This is a genomic window from Streptococcus oralis (genome assembly GCF_001578945.1).
Taxonomy (GTDB): domain Bacteria; phylum Bacillota; class Bacilli; order Lactobacillales; family Streptococcaceae; genus Streptococcus; species Streptococcus oralis_Q.
Map to the genome: position 1 here is coordinate 175,330 of NZ_KQ969550.1, position 2,717 is coordinate 178,046.

The 2,717-nt window shown below is 48.2% G+C and carries 3 protein-coding genes and 1 pseudogene; 1 reads left to right on the forward strand and 3 read right to left on the reverse strand.

Annotated features, from left to right (window positions below):
- Positions 1–504 (forward strand): site-specific integrase (locus SORDD16_RS00825; protein ID WP_164966466.1); only part of this gene is annotated, 504 nt, incomplete at its 5' end.
- On the opposite strand, the gene SORDD16_RS00830 is transcribed toward SORDD16_RS00825, so the two are convergent.
- From SORDD16_RS00830 to SORDD16_RS00840, 3 genes and pseudogenes are all read right to left on the reverse strand, one after another.
- The gene (locus SORDD16_RS00830; protein ID WP_061451974.1) at positions 505–1,479 is read right to left on the reverse strand and encodes a helix-turn-helix domain-containing protein; all 975 of its coding nucleotides are present in this window, start codon (positions 1,477–1,479) and stop codon (positions 505–507) included.
- Between the two features lie 12 nt (positions 1,480–1,491).
- Complete coding sequence (locus tag SORDD16_RS00835) at positions 1,492–2,310, reverse strand: oxidoreductase (protein ID WP_061451975.1); 819 nt, start codon at positions 2,308–2,310, stop codon at positions 1,492–1,494.
- Between the two features lie 107 nt (positions 2,311–2,417).
- A pseudogene (locus tag SORDD16_RS00840) lies at positions 2,418–2,717 on the reverse strand (NAD-dependent dehydratase); the annotation flags it as partial.

Consider the following 2,717-nt stretch of genomic DNA (forward strand, 5'->3'; position numbering starts at 1 on the left):
CTCCTCATCGCAAAGACTGGTCTTCGCTTTTCGGAAGCCCTGGCACTGACACCGCTGGATTTTGACTTTAACCACCAGACCTTGAGTATTACTAAAACTTGGGACTACAAACGAAACACGGGCTTTCTACCGACCAAAAATATGTCATCTATTCGAAAGGTTCCGATTGACTGGCAAACGGTCATCCAATTTAGTGAACTCGTCAAAGATTTGCCCGAAGATCAACCCATCTTCGTTCACGGTCCTATCTGGAATTCAACACCAAATAAGCGTCTTGAGCGCCATTGCCAGCATGTCCATATCCCTGTGATTAGTCTCCACGGTCTGCGCCATACTCATGCTTCTATCTTACTTTTTGCAGGAGCTTCTATCGCCAGTGTCGCTAGACGACTGGGCCACTCCAGTATGACAACCACACAAAAGACCTATCTTCATATCATCGCTGAATTGGAAAACAAAGACATCGATATCGTCATGCGCGCCCTATCTAGCCTAGGTCGTTAGTTAGTTGAGAAACTTACGCTGATACTCCGTAATGGTCTGCCCTGTCCATTTTTTAAAGGCGCGGGAGAAAGAGGAAACTTCAGCATAGCCTAGGAGGTAGGCGACTTCGTCAGTGCTGATTTCTGGCTGTTTGAAATAGCTAAAGGCCAGAAGTTTTTGGACATTGTGCAGTTCTTGGTTAAACTTGGTGCCTTCTGCGGTCAGGTTGCGCTGAAGGGTCCGGCTACTGATGCCCAGAGAGGCCGCAATGTCCTCAATGCCAAAGGCACCACTCGGAATCATCTGGTAGAGTTTTTGCTGGACAACACCGGTGAAGCTCTCGCTGGTCATGGCCTCTGCCAAGCGCTCCTTGAGCTGGGGCTCGAGATAGTCCAGCATGACATTATTGGCCGTGAGAAAGGGCTTCTCGAGATCTGCTTTACGAAAGACCATTTCATTGCCCTCCATTTGCTCCACATGGCAGGCAAAGGTGTCTCTACTAACTGCTTCATAGCTAAAGGGCGTCCCCACATGGACGGGAGCAATGGCTTCGCCTGTGCCTGTCCGGATCAGATCCAGCAGGAGCAACTGCTCATTGAGGACCGCAAAGCGGGGCAAGTCCAAACCGGCATAGTCATAGCGGTAGTTCACGCGCACCAAGTCGTCAAAGGTTTCGATTGAGACCACGATAGGACCTGTGATTTTCTTGTATTTAGCGAAATGCTCAATGGCCGCTAGGCCATTTTTTGAGGACAGGGCCGCAAAGAAAGGGGGCATGAACATCTGGATGTCCTTGATGCGACTCATGGCAAGGATTTGCTCGTCGCTGGCCACCTTGTCAAAGGCTGTGAGGAGATGGTAATAATCCAGAGTTGACAAGGTCATCTCTTCTTTCCAGCTGGTATCTGGCAACTGGGCCAGGTCGAGGATGGACTGAAAGTCCAATCCAAGGGCCTTGAGATTTTCTAGGTATTGTTGGCTGAGATTGAGACGCATGGCTTCTCCTTTTTAACGCATGGACATGAGCATCATCCGGTCGAAGAATTTATCGCCAAAGATACGGCGAATGCCGACCAGAAGTTTACCGCCACGACCGACTAGGTAACGGGTTTTAGGGTTACGGGCATTGATGATTTTTAAAACGGTGCGTGAGATGACTTCTGGACTTGACCCTGGAGCTGGGTTATTTTCCATAGCCTTAATGTAGCCATTGACCAAACGGCTGTAGGCACCATTTTTAGACTCATAAGAGAAATTTTGGCTGACGCCAGCGTTAAAGCCAGTGTTGATCATGCCTGGTTCCAAGACGACCACCTTGATCCCAAACTCCTTGACTTCCATACGGAGGCAGTCGCTAAAGCCTTCAATGGCATGCTTAGAGGCATGGTACCAAGCTCCAAGTGGGGTATAGATTTTTCCACCCATTGATGAGGTGTTGATGATGAGCCCCTCTTTTTGGGCACGCATGTATGGTAGGACTTTCTTGGTCAGACGAGCCACTCCGTAGACATTGACTTCCATCTGTTGTTGGACTTTTTCCATGGACAGGTCTTCGACAGGACCGTAAAGGCCATAACCAGCATTGTTCCAAAGGACATCGATCCGCCCTTCTTCTTCAATGATTTTAGCGACAACTTTTTCGATATCCTCTTCATTGGTCACGTCCATCTTCATGATGTGGCCACCGAGTGCTTCCAAATCTTTCATCTTGTCCACGCTACGGGCAACGGCATAGACCGTGTGACCTGCTTTGATGAGATCTTGGGCTGAGAGTTTCCCCATTCCTGATGATGCGCCGGTGATTAAGATAACTTTATTTACTGACATGTTTGTATTCCTCTTTTGTTTCATTTGATAAGTCTAGTATACAGGAGAATTTCCGTCAAGTAAATGATAATGTCTGACAGGTCATTGACAATTTACGCCAGTTTGTTTTATTTCACCATATCCTTGTAGCGATAAATCGTTTTTGAGTTGGCACAAATAGCATTGGAAACCATAGCACTTGCGACCGCTTGGGGGCGGATGCCCTTCCAGCTAGATAGGGGCCCTAGTAAAAAGGGGGAGATGACTTGGAAAATCTTAATCCAAATGGCTTCTCCCAGTTGGAGGTTTGCCCTCTTAGGCGCGATTAACATCGAAGGGCGGTAAAATCGCACCTGTCCAAGGTCCATCTTGCGCAGCTTTTCCTCCAACTGACCCTTGACCCTCAAGTAGGTGTAGGAGGTGTTTGG